This is a genomic window from Pseudomonas veronii, assembly GCF_002028325.1.
Taxonomy (GTDB): domain Bacteria; phylum Pseudomonadota; class Gammaproteobacteria; order Pseudomonadales; family Pseudomonadaceae; genus Aquipseudomonas; species Aquipseudomonas veronii.
Window position 1 is genome coordinate 172,883 of record NZ_CP018420.1, and the last position, 18,220, is coordinate 191,102.

Genomic DNA, 18,220 nt, shown 5'->3' on the forward strand with positions numbered 1-18,220 from the left:
AAGCTCGCGCCTGCCGTGGGTGAGGGCTAGACTCGGATAAACCCATCTATCCGGAGCTCATCATGCAATCGCCTGAACACAGCTTGCCCTCCCTGTTCAAACAACTCGGCCTGGCCGACGACCCCGTCGGCATCGAGCAGTTCGTCACCGCGCACTCACCGCTCAAGGCGGACCTGGAACTGGCCGATGCGTTTTTCTGGACGGATAGCCAGAAAGCGTTTTTGCGTGAGGAAATTCTGGAGGATGCGGATTGGGCTGAAGTGGTGGATGAGTTGAACCTGATGTTGCGGCGTAATTGAGAGGTGTAAAAAAATCTTTGATGAAATGCCGTAATGTAAAAAAAATTAGTGTGCGGTAAAAAACTGGGCTGTAAGCGGCCCAGTTAATTTTTTCTGGAAAGCTTCGCACCATGGCAATCGACCTGCGCGCTGGGGCGGGTGATACACGAGGTTGGGAAATTTCCTATCGACTAAAAGGAAGTGGATGATGGTGGGCAGAGTGAGGAACCCTTATCAACGGGGCTGACTCCTTCTTCTGAACACAACATGAAACGACTGATCCCCCGCACTGAAATTGAACAATATGACCTCACAAAAATCGAGAGTCCCTATTTTGCCGACAGCAAAGTAAGGGAGTTTTTCCGTGCGCCTTATGCGTTGCAGGGACTGAGTGAACTTCTTGGTGAATGCAATATTTCCCCTGTTTGTTGTTCTGGGGAAAAAAGATCAAAGGACGCAGGAAAATGACGCGCAAGCATGTTTTTTGGTTTTGGGGAGCCATGGATGCCCTTTATCTGATTCGCCATGCAGTGGCCAGCGTAATACAGGCAAGGATTCCTTATTTAAGTGATCTTGAAAGTGCTTTATGGGTGCTGCGTGATCATAGCGTTGTGCAGTTATTCATGTTCGGCTTTGCCATGCTGCTGCAAGTTTCCATTGTGATCTCGTGCTTGCTGTTCTTTCTTGGACGTGAACAGGTGAGGTGGATTACTTACCTTCAAACACCCTTGCGATTGGCTTTTATTGTGCCTTCTGTTTCGCTGTTGCTAGTGGGTGCTCAGCTTGTTCCTAACTACAACGTGGTGTTAATGGCTGCGTTAGTTGTTGTATCCGAGGCAGTGAAAGTCTGGAGCGTCTGGCGGTGGAGCAAAAGGTGCTGATATTTTCCGGCAGAGCCACTTAGGAGACTGAGCGGTCAATAAGCCGGTTGCACAGCAATCCTGAAGCCGACATCGATCCAAATGTGGGAGGGGGCAAGCCCCCTCCCACATGGGTCATGCGACGTTGCGGCTATCGCTGAAAATCCAACCCTCACGCTGAAACCCGCTTTACTTACCCACGCGCCGCCCGAATGGCAGGCCGCACAGCAATCCTGAAGCCGACACCGATCCAAATGTGGGAGGGGGCTTGCCCCCGATAGCGGCAGATCAGTCAATCGTGTATTGCCTTCACTCCGCTATCGGGGGCAAGCCCCCTCCCACATGGGTCATGCGGCGTTGCGGCTATCGCTGAAAATCCAACCCTCACGCTGAAACCCGCTTTACTTACCCACGCGCCGCCCGAATGGCAGGCCGCACAGCAATCCTGAAGCCGACACCGATCCAAATGTGGGAGGGGGCGTTGTGGCTATCGTTGAAGATCCAACCCTCACACTGAAAGTCGCTTTACTTACCCACGCCACGCCTGAATGGCAGGCCGCACAGCAATCCTGAAGCCGACACCGATCCAAATGTGGGAGGGGGCTTGCCCCCGATAGCGGCAGATCAGTCAACCGTGTATTGCCTTCACTCCGCTATCGGGGGCAAGCCCCCTCCCACATGGGTCATGTGGCGTTGTGGCTATCGTTGAAGATCCAACCCTCACACTGACAGCCGCTTTACTTACCCACGCCACGCATCCGCTAAATTTGTTTCAAAACTTGACGCATCTAGCGCCATCCACCATATTGATAGTTAGCAAACTAACTGTATGCGAACGATCCAGTGCCCAAGACCCTCGAACAACTCCAGATGAACCTCAGCAGCAGCATGGTGGTGGGCGCCCGTAATTGGCGCAAAATCTGCCAGAACACGCTGGTGAGCTACGGTATTTCCGAAGCCTGCGCCGTGCCGTTGCTGATGATCGGCCGCCTGGGCGACGGGGTGCATCAAGTCAAAGTGGCCCAGGCTTCGGGGATGGAAAGCCCGTCGCTGGTGCGCCTGCTCGACCAACTGTGCAGCGGCGGCTATGTGTGCCGCAGCGAAGACACCCACGACCGCCGCGCCAAGGCCTTGAGCCTCACCGCGCGGGGCCGTGAGCTGGTACAGGCGGTGGAGGCGCAACTGGTGCGCCTGCGCCGCGACGTGCTGGCCGATATTGCGCCTGCGGACATGGAGGTTGCGCTGCGCGTGTTGCGCGCCTTTGAAGTCGCGCATCAATACCCAGTGGTTGCAGCATCTTGAGAGGATTTTTTACCGGCATGCCGCCGGCCAGGGACTGGTTCTACGGGGTACGCACGTTCGCGGCGTCGATGATCGCGTTGTACATCGCCATGCTCATGCAAATGCCGCGTCCGTACTGGGCGATGGCCACGGTGTACATCGTCTCCAGCCCGTTTGTCGGGCCGACCAGTTCCAAGGCGCTGTACCGTGCGATCGGCACCTTCATGGGCGCCGCGGCGGCGGTGGTGTTCGTGCCGATGTTTGTGCAATCGCCCTACCTGCTGGTGGTGGTGATTGCATTGTGGACGGGCACCCTGCTGTTTCTCTCCATGCACCTGCGCACCGCGAACAACTACGCCTTGATGCTGGCCGGCTACACCTTGCCGCTGATCGCCTTGCCGGTGGTGGATAACCCGCTGACGGTGTGGGACGTGGCTGAAGCGCGCACCGAGGAAATCTTTCTTGGCATCGCGGTGGCGGCGGTGGTCGGCGCAATGTTCTGGCCGCGGCGCCTGATGCCGGTGTTCGATGGCTCGGTGGCCAAGTGGTTCAGCGACGCCCAGGTCTACAGCCAGCGCTTTATGAGCCGCAACGTGGCGCGCGACGAAGTCAGCGCCTTGCGCGGCGGTATGGTCGCCACCTTCAACACGTTGGAATTGATGATCGGCCAGTTGCCCCACGAAGGCGCCCGGCCGCAGACGGTGCGCAACACCAAGGAACTGCGCGGGCGGATGATCCACCTGCTGCCGGTGGTGGATGCGCTCGACGATGCGCTATACGCCATCGAACACCGTGCGCCGGAGTTTCTCGAAACGCTCGCGCCGCTGTTGGAGGCCACGGATCAGTGGCTGCAAAGCACCACCGAGTCGGCCCCGTTGGAGCGCTGGCGCACCCTGCGTGACCAACTCGACGCGCTGCAACCGGCAGGCGAAGCGCTGGACGACCGCCACACGCTGCTGTTCTCCAACGCGCTGTATCGCCTGGGTGAGTGGATCGACCTGTGGCAAGACTGCCGCAGCCTGCAGGCCGCGATCCAATGCGAGAGCCAGGACACCTGGCGCGCCGTTTACCGCCACTGGCGCCTGGGCCGCCTGACGCCTTTTCTCGACCGTGGCCTGATGTTCTACTCGGCGTTTTCCACCGTCACTGCGATCATCGTCGCCTCGGTGCTGTGGATTCTGCTGGGCTGGACTGACGGCGGCAGCGCCGTGATCCTGGCAGCCGTCGCCTGCAGCTTCTTTGCGTCGATGGACGACCCGGCGCCGCAGATCTATCGGTTCTTTTTCTGGACCGCCATGTCGGTGCTGTTCGCCAGCCTGTATCTGTTCCTGGTGCTGCCCAACCTGCACGATTTCCCCATGCTGGTGCTGGCGTTCGCGGTGCCGTTTATCTGCATCGGCACACTCACGGTCCAACCGCGTTTCTACCTGGGCATGCTGCTGACGTTGGTGAACACCTCGTCGTTCATCAGCATCCAGGGCGCCTATGACGCCGACTTCCTCAACTTCGCCAACGTCAACCTGGCCGGGCCCGTGGGCCTGCTGTTTGCCTTTGTGTGGACGCTGATCGCGCGGCCCTTCGGTGCCGAGTTGGCCGCCAAGCGCCTGACCCGGTTCACCTGGCACGACATCGTCGGCCTGACCGAACCGGCGAACCTGGCCGAACAACGGTACCTGGCCGCGCAAATGCTCGACCGCTTGATGCAGCACCTGCCGCGCCTGGCCATCATCGGCCATGACACCGGCGTCGCCCTGCGCGATTTGCGCGTGGCGCTGAACCTGCTCGACCTGCTGGCCTACTCGCCACGGATCTACGGCGTACCGCGGGTGTTGCTCGGCCAAGTGGTGGAAGGCGTCGGCGCTTACTACAAGGCCTGCCTCAAGGCGGGCCGACGCTTGCCTTCGCCCAGCGGCCTGCTGATGACCCTCGACCGCACGCGCCGCGCCCTCAACGGCCAAGGCCTGCAAGACGAAGACGACACCCGCCTGCATCTGTTGCATGCCCTGGCGGGTCTGCGCCTGGCGCTGTTGCCCGGCGTGGAATTGATTGGCGGCACCGAGACCGAGGCGCCGCTGCCTGATGGAGCGCCTTTATGATCGGTGATCTGGATATCAGCGGGGTGTTCCTGCCCACGCTGCTGGTGCTGATGGGCATTGCTTACGTGTTGTTTCTGCTGGTGCACGGGTTGTTGACCCGTCTGCACTTTTATCGCCTGGTCTGGCACCGGGCATTGTTCAACGTGGGGCTCTACGCGCTGTTGCTGGGCGCGGTGGACTCACTCAGTCGATACCTGATGACATGAAAAAACCTTTTTTGACCATCGGCCGTGTCGTCCTGACGTTGTTGATCGTGAGCTTCGCGGTCGTCGTCGTATGGCGCATGGTCATGTACTACATGTTTGCGCCCTGGACCCGTGACGGCCACATCCGTGCCGATATCGTGCAGATCGCCCCGGACGTGTCCGGGCTGATCCAGCGCGTCGACGTGCGCGACAACCAACTGGTGAGCAAAGGCCAGGTGCTGTTCGCCGTCGACCAGGACCGCTTCAAGCTGGCCCTGCGCCAGGCCCAGGCCGCCGTGGCCGACCGCCAGGAAACCCTGGCCCAGGCCCAGCGCGAGTACAAGCGTAACCGTGGCCTGGGCAACCTGGTGCCGAGCGAGCAACTGGAAGAAAGCCAGTCCCGCGTCGCCCGTGCCCAGTCGGCCCTGGCCGAAGCGCAAGTGACGGTGGACTCGGCGCAACTCAACCTCGACCGTTCGGTGATCCGCAGCCCGGTGGACGGCTACGTCAACGACCGTGCGCCGCGCACGCAGGAGTTCGTCACCGCCGGGCGCCCGGTGCTGTCGGTGGTGGACAGCAACTCCTTTCATATCGACGGCTACTTCGAAGAGACCAAGCTCGACGGCATCCACGTCGGCATGGGCGTCGATATCCGTGTGATTGGCGACGGCGCCCGCCTGCACGGCCATGTGCAGAGCATCGTCGCCGGTATCGAGGACCGTGACCGCAGCAGCGGCGCCAACCTGCTGCCCAACGTCAACCCGGCGTTCAGTTGGGTGCGCCTGGCCCAGCGGATTCCGGTGCGTATCGCGTTTGACGAGGTGCCGGCGGACTTTCGCATGATCGCCGGGCGCACCGCGACGGTGTCGATCATCGGCGACAAGCCCAAGGACGGAGCCCAGCCATGAAGCAGATTTTGGCAACCGCGGCGCTGGGTGTGCTGTTGTCAGCCTGCCAGGTGGTCGGCCCGGATTATCGACTGCCGGACAAGGCCGCCATGAACCGTGGCGACCTGCAAGGGCAACTGGCGGGCGAGGGCGCCAACGTGGTCTCGGCGCCGGTGCCGGCGGACTGGTGGAAGCTGTACAACGACCCGCGCCTGGATGAACTGGTGCGCCAGGCCATGGCTTCCAACACCGACCTGCGCGTCGCCGCCGCCAACTTGCAGCGGGCGCGCTATCAGGTGCAGGAGGCTGAATCCGTCGGCGGCTGGAGCGCCGGCGCCAAGGCCGAAGCCCAGCGCCTGCAAGAGTCCGGCGAAGCGTTTTTACTCTCGGAAAAAGTCCCGGTGGGCAACATCGGCAGCGTGGGGATCACCACCTCGTATCAATTCGATCTGTTCGGCACCTTGCAGCGCGGCATCGAAAGCGCCCAGGCCAGCGCCGACGCAACCCAGGCCGCGGCCGATATTGCGCGGATCACCCTGGTCGCCGATGTGGTGCGTTCGTACACGCAAGTCTGCGCGGCCAACGAAGAGCTGGCGATCGCCAACGAATCCCTCGACCTGCAAGCCCAGAGCACGACGTTGACCCAGCGCCTGCGCGACGCCGGGCGCGGCGATGAAACCCAGGTCACCCGCTCGCAGACGCAGTACAAATCCTTGCGCGCCGACATGCCGCGCTACGAAGCTGCGCGCCAGGCCGGGCTGTTCCGCCTGTCGATGCTGCTGGCCAAGCCAGTGGCGCAACTGCCGGCGGGCACCGGTACGTGCGCCGAACTCCCGCACATCGCCCAACTGCTGCCGGTGGGCGATGGCGCGACGCTGCTCAAGCGTCGCCCCGATGTGCGCCAGGCGGAACGCCAACTGGCCGCGGCCACTGCGCGCATCGGCGTGGCCACGGGCGCGCTGTACCCGGACATCAGCATCGGCGCCTCGGTCAGCACGGTCGGGTTGCTCGAAAATCTCGGCACGCCGGCCACCAACCGCTGGGGCTTTGGCCCGATGATCAGTTGGACCGTGCCGACCAACGGCGCCCGCGCGCGCATCCACGAAGCCGAAGCGGCGACCCAGGGCGCCCTCGCGCACTTCGACGGGGTGGTGCTCAACGCCATCCGCGAAACCCAGACCGGCCTGGCGCAGTACACCGCGCAGTTACAGCGCCGCGATGCCCTGGCCGAAGCCGACGCATCGGCCAAGGAAGCCGCAGACCAGACCCACCGCTTCTTCCAGGCCGGCCGCGCATCGTTCCTCGCCGACCTGCAAGCCACGCGCACCTACACCGATGTGCGCGCGCAACTGGCGGCGGCCAACACCCAGGTTGCGATGAGCCAGATCGATCTGTTCCTGGCCCTGGGCGGCGGCTGGGAAAGCGGACGAACGCAAGCCTCACAGCCCGGCAAACCCTGAGCAGCTAGCTATGCTTTGACAAGCGGGCCGCCATGCTTTTTGACCGGCAGAGGGCCTGCCTGACACAGCTCGCGTTTGCTCATGGGGATTCCAATAATGAAAAACCCTTATGCTCCCGCTTTCTGGTGCGTGTGCTTCGCACTGGTGTTGTTATCGGCGGCCTACTTCTACGGCGTCATGCTCGCTCACCGAATCGACACGGCCATGGTGTTTCTCGACAGCGCCTGCCTGGTGATCGGCACCTTGTCCATCGGCGTCGTCGCCTGGGCGTCCTATCAAAACCAAAAGGTGAAGAAAAAACTCCTCGAACAAGGCAAGACCCGCGTCGCGATCTGGGACACCAAGGTCGCCCTGCGGCGGGTCGAAACCGTGTTCGACCGCTATTTCTGGGGCAGCTATTGGCAGCCCGGGCGCACCTTCCAGGAAGTCATGGGCGACCTGACCGGCACGCCCCTGGAAAAAAGCCTCGAGACCCTGAAAAAACAATGCGTGCTGCTGGATCGGCAGGTCGCCGACGGTAGGCATTGGCTGAATAATGCGCGGGAATTGTCCGATGTGGCCACGCAGATGGCCCGCGAACGCTACCAACTGGACTTCTGCGACCCCAAGGTCGATACCCCCGGTAATGCCGTGATACACCGTGAATTCGAGGTGTTGGTGTACACCTGGACCGCCCGGTTGAAGAGTTTCGACCACCAGTTGGACGAGATCGAAACGGAATATTCCTGAACTTGCGTGGAACTGATCCCTCTGAAAGTCTGGGCCGTTCGCGGCCGCCAGTGCTAATCTTCCCCCCGTTTTTCGGCGGGCTTGAGCCAACCTCACTCGAGGTTCAAGGAAGACAGCCCACTTCTCACAGGATTTGATCAGGTCACCTCATGAATAAGCCAGCAGTCGTTCTTTTGGGTTTTGTTGTCGCCGTTGGCGTCGTCAGTGCAGGCGGCGCCTGGTACACCGGTAAGCAACTGGAACCGGTGCTGCAAACCGCGATCCAGAACGCCAACAAGGAACTGAAGACCTCCATGGCCGGCGTCGACGGCACGATGGCCCTTGAGCTGGTGTCCCTGGAGCGTGGCGTGTTCAGCAGCACCGCCCATTACCGCCTGAAAGCACAAGGTGCGGTCTTCGGCGAAGACAACCCGAACCCTGAATTGCTGTTCGTCGACCATATCGAACACGGCCCGCTGCCGTTGTCGCGCCTGGTCACGCTGAAATGGCTGCCGGTCATGGCCACCAGTCACTATGAGTTGGAAAAGAACGCCACCACCGAGAAGTGGTTTGCCGCCGCCAAAGACGTGTCGCCGCTCAAGGGCGTGGCCAACATCGGCTACAGCCTCTCGGTCAACGGCAACGTCGAATTGCTGCCCCTGGCGTTCAAGGACGACAAGTCGTCGGTGAGCTTCTCCGGTGCCAACCTGAACTTCGACAGCAGCGCCGAAGGCAAGAAGGTCAAGGCCGACGGTTACATGAACAGCCTCAAGGTCGCCGTCGTCGACGCCAATGGCTCGCCGTTCGAAGCCGAACTGGCCGGGCTGACAGTGGCCAGCAACCTGGAAAAATCCACGTTCGGTTTCTACACCGGGCAGAACACCGTGGAACTGACCGACACCAAGCTCACCATGGGCCCGCAGAAGGCCGTGCTGACCCTCAAGGGCTTCGAGCAGAAAGACACCAGCGACACCAAGGACAACAACCTGGCCGGGCGCGTCGATTACAAGATCGACGAGATCGGTTACCAGGGCAAACCCGTGGGTTCGGCCGCCATGGCCCTGAGCATGAAGAACGTCGACGTGCCGTCGATGCTGGTGCTGACCAAGCTCTATCAGGACAAGATGGCACCCGTGCAGGCCGCCGCTGCCGCCGGTGAACCGGTACCCGAGCTGCAACTGAGCGACGCCGAGCAGGCCCTGGCCGATACCAACGTCAACCAACTGCTGGCCGCCAAGCCGCAAGTGGCGGTGGAAAACCTGTCGCTGAAAACCACCCGTGGCGAAAGCAAATTCAGCCTGGTCGTGGACCTGGCCAAGCCAAGCAGCATGGAACTGCCACCGCTGGAGCTGGGCAAGCAGATCATCGCATTGCTCGATGCCAACCTGAGCCTGTCCAAGCCGATGATCGCCGACGTTGCCGCCCTGCAAGCGCAGCTCGGTGGTGTGACCGACCCTGAAGCCATCGAGCAGCAATCCCAGATGGCCAGCGAGATGATCAGCGGCATGGCCGTCGGTACGCAACTGGCGACCCTGGTCGGCAGCGACGTGGTGTCCAAGCTGCACTACGCCAACAACGAAGTGACGTTCAACGGCCAGAAGATGACGGTTGAGCAGTTCCTCTCCTTCGTCATGTCCAAAGTCGGTGCGATGGGCGGCGCGCAGTAAAAAATTCTGCAGCGGTCAGAAATAAAAAAAGCGGGGGCGGGTTTGCGGGTGAAACGGGTCAAATAGTCGCCATGGCGATTGGCTGAAGCCCCGTTATCTTCGGTAAGTCCGTCGCCACATTGATTTTTTTCAGGATGTCGGGCAATTCTGAACAATTGTTCTGAATTGGACTTTTTCCTATTTTCTTGAGGGATAGTTCCCACAGGAAAGCTAGGCCGGGTCCCGAGACGCCGGCACCCTGCAGCAAATTGCTCAGGACCACCTATCGTTACAGCTTTCCGTGTGTAAGGAAGCTCGCGATATGTTGCCAAACCCTCCACTCAGTGCATCAGGCCGGTTGCGACTGCTCATCGGGGTCGCCTTGTGCAGTCAGTTGCTGATGCCCACCTTCGCCGTGGCCGACCCGGCCTATGACGCCCTGATCATTCAGGCGCGCAACGGCAACTTCACCCCCGCGCTGACCCAACTGCGCCAGTTGCCTGCCGAACGGCAGACAGCGGGCCAGGTCAGCGACCATCTGGTGATCGCCGGGTGGGCCGGCCAGGACGCCGAAGTGCTGAAGGTGTACGAGGCCCAGGGCCAGAATCGCAACCTCACGCCCCAGGCGCTCGCCACGGTGGCGCGCACCTATCGCAACCAACAGCAGTGGGCCAAGGCCGAGGCGGTGTATCGCCAGGCGTTGCTGCGTGAACCGAACAATACCGACCTGCAACTCGGCCTGGCGTTGACCCAGGCCGACGGCGGCCAAGCCAGCGAGGCCGTGCAGCGCACCCGCGCAATGGTCGCGGCCAAGCCCGACGACCCCAACCGGCGCATGGCCCTGGGCTACGCGCTGACCCGCGCCGGCTTGAATTACGACGCCCTGTTCGAGTTCGACCAAGCGTTTATCCGCGCCGGCGACAAGCCTGAAGTCGCCCGTGAATACATCGTCGCCCTGCAAAAGGCCCGCCTGCCGGAGCCGGCCTTGCGTCTGGCGACCCAGCGCCCGGGCCTGCTCGACCCCGTCACCCAGCGCCGCCTCGAAGGCGACCTGGCCGCCGAGCGGGTACGCATGGCCGAGTTCGCCACGCGCACCGAGAAAGAACGCTACGTGATCGCCGACCGCGCCCTGCAGGACTACGACAAATTGCTCACCCGCTGGACCCCCGATGCCAGCGCCCATGACGACGTGGTGCGCTGGCGCATCGACCGCCTGGGCGCACTCAAGGCCCGGGCGCGCACCGCCGAGGTGATTCGCGAGTACGAAACCCTCACGGCCGAAGGCGTGCAATTGCCGACCTACGCAGTGCGCTGGGTGGCGGCGTCCTACCTTGACCAGCGCCAGCCGGAAAAGGCCGAGCCGCTGTATCGCCAGGCACTGAGCGCCACCGACGCCGAGCCCGATGACCGGGTCGAAGACAGCACGGCCTTGTTCTATGCCCTGCAGGAAAGCGACAAAGGTGTCGAAGCCCGCAAGGTTGCCACTACCCTCGCCGACAACCAGAAACCGCGGGTCGAACTCAAAGGCCTGCCCATCGGCAACCCCAACGATGCATGGATGGATGCCCAGCAACTGTCGGCGCAGTCCGGCGTGTACGGGGGCGATCTGCCGGGCAGCGAAGCCGGCCTGGAAGCCCTGGTGGCACGGGCTCCGGGCAACGTCGGCCTGCGCCTGGCCCAGGCGGACATGTACCGCGCCCGCGACCTGCCACGGCGCGCCGAAGCGACCCTCAAGGAAACCGAAGCCCAGGTACCGCGCGACATCAGCCTGGAAGTGTCCCAGGCCTACACCGCCATGGATCTGCAGGAGTGGCGCCAACTCGACGTGCTCGCCGATGACGTCATCGCCCGCAACCCCGACAGCCGCCAGGTGCAGCGTCTCCAGCGCCTGCGCAACGTCCACGACATGGCCGAAGTGCGCGTCGAGGCCTACACCGGCAAAAGCTATGGCGGCGGTAATAACGGTGACGTGGGCGCGGTCACCGGCAGCCGTGACTGGGGCATTGAAAGCGTGATCTACACGCCGCCCATCGATGAAGACTGGCGCCTGTTCGCCGGCGCCGGCTACGCCACCGCCGACTTTTCCGAAGGCACCGGCCAGCACCGTTGGCAGCGCGTGGGCGTGGAGCGGCGGACCCGCGACATGACCCTGGAAGCCGAGGTGTCCAACCACTCCTACGGCTTTGGCTCCAAACAAGGCGCGCGCGTGTCGATCGCCCGCGACATCAACGATAACTGGCAATACGGCGGCAGCCTCGATTACCTCTCGGCCACCACACCGTTGCGTGCGCTGAATGCCGACATCACGGCCAACGGCGGCAGCGGCTTCATCCGCTGGCGCGCCAATGAAAGCCGTGAGTGGAAGCTGTCCCTCAGCCCGTCCCACTTCAGCGACGGCAACGACCGCATCGAAACCTTGCTCACTGGCCGCGAGGGCATCTACAGCTCGCCGGGCGTGCAAGTGGACCTGGGCCTGGAAGTCAGCGCCAGCCACAACAGCAAGGCCGACACGGTGTACTTCAACCCGAAGTCGGACTTCAGCGTGTTGCCCACCGTCACCGTCAACCATGTGCTCTATCACCGCTACGAGACCCAGTGGAGTCAGCAGTTCCAAGTCGGAGCGGGTACGTATAGCCAGAGGGATTATTCCACCGGCGGTGTCGGCTTGATCGGTTACGGCCAACGCTTTCGCTGGAACGACGTTCTCGAAGCCGGCGCCAACCTGAGCCTGATCAGTCGACCCTATGACGGTGATCGCGAACGCGATCTGCGCCTGCTCGTCGACCTCACTTACCGTTTCTAGAAGAGCCTGACCATGACTGTCCTCAGCCGTTGCTTGCTGGTCCTGGGTGTATTGCTGGCCAGTGCCTGTGCCCAGCAGCCCGCCCCTTTCACTCCACCCGCCGAGCGGCCGACCCCGGCCAACGAAGTGCCGTGGCCGAAAAACCATTTCCTGGGCATTGCCTATCACGACGTCGAGGATCGCGACCCCGACCAGGCGGTGGTGGCGGTGCGTACCGAACGTTTGATCGAGCAGTTGGCCTGGCTGCGGGAGAACGGTTACCAGGCGGTCAGTGTCGACCAGATCCTCGCGGCCCGCCGTGGCGGTCCAGCGCTGCCGCCGAAAGCCGTGATGCTCAGCTTCGATGATGGCTATTCGAGCTTCTATACCCGCGTGATGCCGATACTGCGGGCCTATCACTGGCCGGCCCTGCTCGCGCCGGTTGGCACCTGGATCGACACGCCGATGAACCAACCGGTGGACTTCGCCGGCTCACCGCGCCCGCGGGGTGAGTTCCTGACCTGGGCGCAGATCCGCGAAGTGTCCCGCTCGGGTCTGGTGGAAATCGCTGCACACACCGATGCCAGTCACAAAGGGATATTGGCCAACCCCCAGGGCAACCTGGAGCCGGCGGCGACCTCCCTGCGCTTCGATCCGGCCACCGGCCGCTATGAAACCCAGGCGCAGTTCGAGGCGCGGATGCGCGCGGATGTCGTGGCGATCTCCAACAAGATCCGCAGCGTCACCGGCAAGGCACCGCGGGTGTGGGTATGGCCCTACGGCGCAGCCAAGGGCACCTCGCTGGCGATCGTCGGCGAGCAGGGCTATGAGATGGCCCTGACCCTGGAAGACGGCCTCGACAGCTCGTCCAACCTGATGAACAGCCCGCGCTTCCTGGTGGCGTCCGACCCGGACGGCGAACATTTCGCCAACAGCATCGTCGCGGTGCAAACCCAGGCACCGCTGCGGGTGCTGCATGTGGACCTGGACAACGTCTACGACCCGGACCCGGCCCAACAAGCGCGCAACCTCGACCAACTGGTGCAGCGCGTGGTGGACATGGGCGCGGGCACCGTGTTCCTGCAAGCCTTCGCCGACCCCAAGGGTGATGGCCTGGTGCATCAACTGTACTTCCCCAACCGCCACTTGCCGGTGCGTGCCGACCTGTTCAACCGTGTCGCCTGGCAGTTGCACACCCGTGCCCATGCCAGCGTGTATGCCTGGATGCCGGTGCTCAGTTTCGCCCTCGACCCCAAGCTGCCGCGCGTGACCCGCTGGGACCCGGAGACCGGCAAGGTCGGCCTCGACCCGGATCAATACCAGCGCCTGTCGCCGTTCGACCCGCAGGTGCGCAAGATCATTGGCGAGATCTATGAGGACCTGGCCCGCAACAATGCCATCGACGGCGTGCTGTACCACGACGATGCGCTGCTGTCCGACTTCGAAGACGCCAGCCCCGCCGCGCTCAAGGTCTATGCCGCCAACGGCCTGCCCGCCAGCATCGCGGCCCTGCGCGCCGACCCGGCGGTGATGCAGCGTTGGACGCGCTTCAAGAGTCGTTACCTGATCGACTTCACCCAGGAGCTGACCGCCAAGGTCCGCGCCATCGGTGGTCCGCAGGTGCAGACCGCACGCAATATCTTCGCCGAGCCGATGCTCAACCCGCAGAGCGAAGCGTGGTTCGCGCAGAACCTCGACGACTTCCTCCAGACCTATGACTGGACCGCGCCGATGGCCATGCCGCTGATGGAAGGCGAGACGCTCAAGAATTCCAATGCCTGGCTGGAAAAACTGGTCGCCACGGTCAAGGCGCGCCCCGGCGCACTGGAACGCACCGTATTCGAACTGCAAGCCAAAGACTGGCGCACCAAGGCCGCGCCGGACCTGAACGGTGCGCAATTGGCCGAATGGATGGGCGTGCTCAAACGCCAGGGGGTCACGAGTTTTGGCTACTACCCGGACAACTTCCTGGAAAATTCCCCGGACTTGAAAACCGTGCGTCCGGCCCTTTCCAACCAATGGAACCCTTGACCATGTTCGATAGAATCCTGGCTTTATTCGTACTGGCGTTGGTATTGGGCGTGCCCCTGGGCTTGATCTTCCTGATCACCGGGCAATTCCTGATGGACTTCGTGTTCTTCTACCCGCTGTTCATGTCGGCGCTGTGGATCGCCGGCGGCCTGTACTTCTGGCTGCACTGGGAGCGCCACTGGCCATGGGAAGAAGACACGCCGGCGCCGACCCTGGCCGGCAACCCGCTGATCTCGATCATCATCCCTTGCTACAACGAAGGCGATAACGCCGCCGAGACCATTCATGCGGCGCTGGGCCAGGTGTACCCGAACATTGAAGTGATCGCCGTCAACGATGGCTCCAAGGACAACACGGCAGCGGTGCTCGATGCCTTGGCCTTGGAGCATCCGCGCCTGCGGGTGCTGCACCTGGCGCAGAACCAGGGCAAGGCCGTGGCCTTGCGCATGGGCGCCGTGGCGGCGCGCAGCGAGTACCTGGTGTGCATCGACGGCGATGCGCTGCTCGACAAAAACGCGGCGGCCTACTTGGTGGCGCCGATGCTCGACAACCCGCGCCTGGGCGCCGTGACCGGCAACCCACGCATCCGCACGCGCTCGACCTTGATCGGCCGCGTGCAGGTCGGCGAGTTCTCCTCAATCATCGGCTTGATCAAGCGCACCCAGCGCGTGTTCGGGCGGATCTTCACGGTCTCCGGTGTGGTGGTGGCGTTCCGTAAAAAGGCGCTCGACCGCGTCGACTACTGGAGCACCGACATGATCACCGAAGACATCGATATCAGTTGGAAGCTGCAACTCGATCACTGGAGCATCTTCTACGAGCCGCGCGGCCTGTGCTGGATTCTCATGCCCGAAACCGTCGGCGGCCTGTGGAAACAGCGCCTGCGCTGGGCTCAGGGTGGCGCCGAAGTGCTGTTCAAGAACATCCGTGGCATCTGGCAATGGCGGCATCGTTACCTGTGGCCGCTGCTGTTCGAATACTGCCTGTCCACCGGCTGGGCCTTCACCTTCCTGTTGTCGGTGATCTTCTGGGCCGTGGGTAAGTTCATCGTGCTGCCCCCGGCGATCGCGGTGGACTCCCTGGTGCCTCCGGCCTTTACCGGGCTGGTGCTGGCGATGGTGTGCCTGGTGCAGTTTGCCGTGAGCATCCTGATCGACCGGCGCTACGAAAAAGACCTGTGGAAAACCCTGTTCTGGACCGTGTGGTACCCGATGGTGTTCTGGCTGGTCAGCTTGTTCACCACATTGGTCAGTTTTCCCAAGGTGTTGTTCAAGCAGCATCAGAAGCGTGCGCGCTGGGTCAGCCCGGATCGCGGTATCAAACCTGTCAATAAGGACGCGAGATCATGAAACTGGTGAGAACTCGTCAAAACCCGGTGATGTGGGTTATCGATGTGGTGTTGACCCTGCTGGCCTGGGCCGGGCTGATTTGGTTGTTGGTGCGCGGCATTACGTCGATGCTGGACAGCCATGGTGGCCCGCGCCTGGAAGCGCCGATTTTCGCGGCGCTCAACACCCTGCAGATCTACCTGTGGATCGCCCTGTTCAACGCTGTGATCCTGATCAGTTGGGCGCGTTACCAGCAACGCAAGGGACGCAAGTTCGCCCAGCGCCGCGCCGAGGCCAATGCGCTCAGTGATAAGAACCTCAGTGAGAGCTTCAAGCTGGACGAGGGGGCCCTGGAGCAACTGCGCAGGCCGGGTGTGCTGGTCATCCACAACGACGAGCACGGCGGCGTCGAGGACGTGAAGTCGCATGTCTCCCGCGACGTGGAACGCCCGCCGCTGACCCTGGTGCCCGGCCAGGAAAAAGGCAAGGACATCGGCTGAAGGCCAGACCACGCCGCTCTTTGTGGTCGCTGTGGAGCCCCGGCGAGGCTCTACAGCGCCTCCAGCGGTTCTGCAGCATCAGGTTTGCCGCTCGTCGCCAATCGGTTTGCCCTGCAATCTCGATAAATGAGCCCTGGTTCACAAAACTCCTGCGAACTTTTCCGTCTTTCCCGGTACTAACCTAACTCGGCAATAACTTGATGGCCAAGTAGTGGCAATTAATAAGTTATTCGCTGAATCAACATCAAAATAGTTGCCGTTTGTCGGAATAATACTTCCGGTGAGCGCTTGCTTATCTGTTTTGATTATTTTTATGGTTATAAATCAGTGTGTTGCAGAACTATCTAGAACTTTCGTGCAACTAATCCAGTCCCTTGGGTCAGCCGAAGTTCGATGTTAGTTTGCCGCGCCTTGATTTTCGACGGATCGAACATGTCTTTGTTATTGCCACGGACTCGGTATCTTCTGTGTACTTTGCTGCTCGCCTGGTTAAGCCTGAACAGCGCCACGGCCGCCCCCACGCCGGGCGATCAGGACCTGATCCGCGACCGCCAGAACCGCCTGCTCGACGAGCAGCGCCGGCGCCTCGACGAGCTCAAGGACCTGCCCGGCAAAGAAGCCAAGCCCCAGGCCCCGGCCACGCCCGCCGACAGCCGTTGCTTCCCGATCCGGGACATCACGCTCAAAGGCGCCGACAGCCTGCCCGCCACCGACCGCGAGCGCCTGCTCAAACCCTATGTCGGCCAGTGCCTGGGCGTGTCGCAGCTCAATGAACTGCTCAAGGTCATCACCGATTACTACATCGACAAAGGCCGGGTCACCAGCCGCGCCTACTTGCCGCAACAAGACCTTTCCAGCGGCCACCTCCAGGTGCTGGTGGTTGAAGGCAAACTCGAAGGACTCAAAGGCGCCCAAGGCAGCAGCGTGACCGATCGCGAGCTGGCCATGGCCTTTCCCGGCAAGGTCGGCGAGGCGCTCAACCTGCGCGAAGTCGAGCAACTGGTGGACCAGCTCAACCGCCTGCCCTCCAAGCAGGCGCAAATGGAACTGACCCCCGGCACCCAGGTAGGCGGCAGTGACGTCGTGGTCAAGAACACCCCGCAAAAGCCCTGGCGCGCCAGCCTGTCGCGCAACAACGACGGGCAGAAAAGCACCGGCGAACAGCAATGGGGCGCCGGCCTGGAGTGGGACAGCCCGCTCGGCCTGGCCGACCAACTGGTGCTGCGTGGCGGCCACGATGCTGTCAGCGACCACCAGAAAACCTCGAAAAACAGCATGCTCTACTACAACGTGCCGTGGGGCTGGTGGAACTTCAGTTACACCTACAACGAGAGCGACTACCGCACCTTTGGCGTGACCAACGACTACAAATTCAAGCAGAACGGCGACAACCAGAATCACCAGTTGCGCGCCGAGCGGGTGGTCCATCGTGACGATGTGAGCAAGACATCGCTGAACGTCGGCGTGGCGCACCTGCGCACCAACAACTACATCCTCGATACCCGTACCGCCTCGAGCAGCAACCGCCTCAGCGAATTGCAACTGGGCATCAACCACGGGCGCCGGATCGGCAGCGGGTTCGTCAACGTTGACCTGGGCATGCAGAACGGCATCGGCTTGCTTGATGCCCAGGCCCAGGACGAGCGTGATGACGCTGGCAATCGGCAGCCCAACGCGCGCTATCGCAAATACACCGCCACCGTCAGCTACCTGCAGCCGTTCACGCTGTGGGGCGAGTCGTTCAGTTTTTCCAGCCTGGCCACCGGCCAACGCAGTGAAGACATCCTGTTCAGTCCACAGCGCATCAGCCTCGGCGGCTCAGCCTCGGTGCGCGGCTTCAAGGACCAGCAACTGAGCGGCGACAGCGGCGGCTACTGGCGCAACGACGTGCGCTGGGCGCGCCCGGTGACGCTCGATTGGCTGCGCCCGGCCTTTGCCGAATACGGCGCCAGCGTCGGCTACGACCAAGGTGTGATCAGCCACGGTCGCTACAACGACGACGTACACGGTCGGGTCTCGAGCAACTCCCTGGAGCTGTTCGCCCGGGGCAAACATGTCAGCACCAGTGTGACGTTTGCCCATTCTTTGGAACGCCCGGCAGTGATGAGCGAGCGCGAAGCGCCGATCTACTTCCGCATGGATTTCTTCCTGTAATTCAACGCCCCGTTACATCGAGAA

15 protein-coding genes are annotated in these 18,220 nt (G+C 62.2%); all 15 read left to right on the forward strand.

What is annotated here, in order from left to right; genetic code table 11:
• Positions 1 to 62: 62 nt before the first annotated feature.
• The 15 genes from PverR02_RS00790 (at position 63) to PverR02_RS00860 (ending at position 18,196) form a co-directional block, all read left to right on the forward strand.
• Positions 63 to 299, forward strand: a complete 237-nt coding sequence (locus tag PverR02_RS00790; RefSeq protein WP_079442587.1) for a DUF2789 domain-containing protein — start codon at positions 63 to 65, stop codon at positions 297 to 299.
• Between the two features lie 246 nt (positions 300 to 545).
• The gene (locus PverR02_RS31535; protein WP_152031976.1) at positions 546 to 746 is read left to right on the forward strand and encodes a hypothetical protein; all 201 of its coding nucleotides are present in this window, start codon (positions 546 to 548) and stop codon (positions 744 to 746) included.
• A complete protein-coding gene (locus tag PverR02_RS00795; RefSeq protein WP_079442588.1) occupies positions 743 to 1,159 on the forward strand; it encodes a hypothetical protein in 417 nt (138 codons plus the stop codon). The genes PverR02_RS31535 and PverR02_RS00795 overlap by 4 nt, the downstream gene beginning before the upstream one ends.
• An 849-nt stretch (positions 1,160 to 2,008) precedes the next feature.
• Positions 2,009 to 2,440, forward strand: a complete 432-nt coding sequence (locus tag PverR02_RS00800; protein WP_017845527.1) for a MarR family winged helix-turn-helix transcriptional regulator — start codon at positions 2,009 to 2,011, stop codon at positions 2,438 to 2,440.
• Positions 2,437 to 4,515, forward strand: a complete 2,079-nt coding sequence (locus PverR02_RS00805) for an FUSC family protein (protein ID WP_046385112.1) — start codon at positions 2,437 to 2,439, stop codon at positions 4,513 to 4,515. The genes PverR02_RS00800 and PverR02_RS00805 overlap by 4 nt, the downstream gene beginning before the upstream one ends.
• Positions 4,512 to 4,721, forward strand: coding sequence for a DUF1656 domain-containing protein (locus tag PverR02_RS00810; RefSeq protein ID WP_046385111.1), 210 nt, complete (start codon positions 4,512 to 4,514; stop codon positions 4,719 to 4,721). Before PverR02_RS00805 ends, PverR02_RS00810 begins: the two co-directional genes overlap by 4 nt.
• Positions 4,718 to 5,608, forward strand: a complete 891-nt coding sequence (locus tag PverR02_RS00815; protein ID WP_017845524.1) for an efflux RND transporter periplasmic adaptor subunit — start codon at positions 4,718 to 4,720, stop codon at positions 5,606 to 5,608. The genes PverR02_RS00810 and PverR02_RS00815 overlap by 4 nt, the downstream gene beginning before the upstream one ends.
• Positions 5,605 to 7,047 carry an efflux transporter outer membrane subunit gene (locus tag PverR02_RS00820; RefSeq protein WP_046385110.1) on the forward strand — a complete coding sequence of 481 codons (1,443 nt, stop codon included), beginning with the start codon at positions 5,605 to 5,607 and terminating at the stop codon, positions 7,045 to 7,047. Before PverR02_RS00815 ends, PverR02_RS00820 begins: the two co-directional genes overlap by 4 nt.
• Positions 7,048 to 7,143: 96 nt before the next feature.
• The gene (locus PverR02_RS00825) at positions 7,144 to 7,776 is read left to right on the forward strand and encodes a hypothetical protein (protein WP_026139839.1); all 633 of its coding nucleotides are present in this window, start codon (positions 7,144 to 7,146) and stop codon (positions 7,774 to 7,776) included.
• Between the two features lie 149 nt (positions 7,777 to 7,925).
• Entirely contained in the window at positions 7,926 to 9,422 is a 1,497-nt protein-coding gene (locus tag PverR02_RS00830) for a YdgA family protein (RefSeq protein ID WP_079442589.1), read from the forward strand.
• Between the two features lie 301 nt (positions 9,423 to 9,723).
• A complete protein-coding gene (gene pgaA / locus PverR02_RS00840; RefSeq protein ID WP_057006045.1) occupies positions 9,724 to 12,204 on the forward strand; it encodes a poly-beta-1,6 N-acetyl-D-glucosamine export porin PgaA in 2,481 nt (826 codons plus the stop codon).
• A 12-nt stretch (positions 12,205 to 12,216) separates the two neighbouring features.
• On the forward strand, positions 12,217 to 14,214 hold the full coding sequence (pgaB, locus tag PverR02_RS00845; protein ID WP_046385107.1) for a poly-beta-1,6-N-acetyl-D-glucosamine N-deacetylase PgaB: 1,998 nt from the start codon (positions 12,217 to 12,219) through the stop codon (positions 14,212 to 14,214).
• Between the two features lie 2 nt (positions 14,215 to 14,216).
• A complete protein-coding gene (pgaC, locus tag PverR02_RS00850) occupies positions 14,217 to 15,563 on the forward strand; it encodes a poly-beta-1,6-N-acetyl-D-glucosamine synthase (RefSeq protein WP_046385106.1) in 1,347 nt (448 codons plus the stop codon).
• Positions 15,560 to 16,042 (forward strand): poly-beta-1,6-N-acetyl-D-glucosamine biosynthesis protein PgaD, encoded by a 483-nt coding sequence (gene pgaD / locus PverR02_RS00855; protein ID WP_046385105.1) that lies wholly within the window; start codon positions 15,560 to 15,562, stop codon positions 16,040 to 16,042. Before pgaC ends, pgaD begins: the two co-directional genes overlap by 4 nt.
• A 432-nt stretch (positions 16,043 to 16,474) precedes the next feature.
• Positions 16,475 to 18,196: a ShlB/FhaC/HecB family hemolysin secretion/activation protein gene (locus PverR02_RS00860; protein ID WP_079442591.1), complete on the forward strand. Its 1,722-nt coding sequence runs from the start codon at positions 16,475 to 16,477 to the stop codon at positions 18,194 to 18,196.
• Positions 18,197 to 18,220 lie beyond the last annotated feature (24 nt).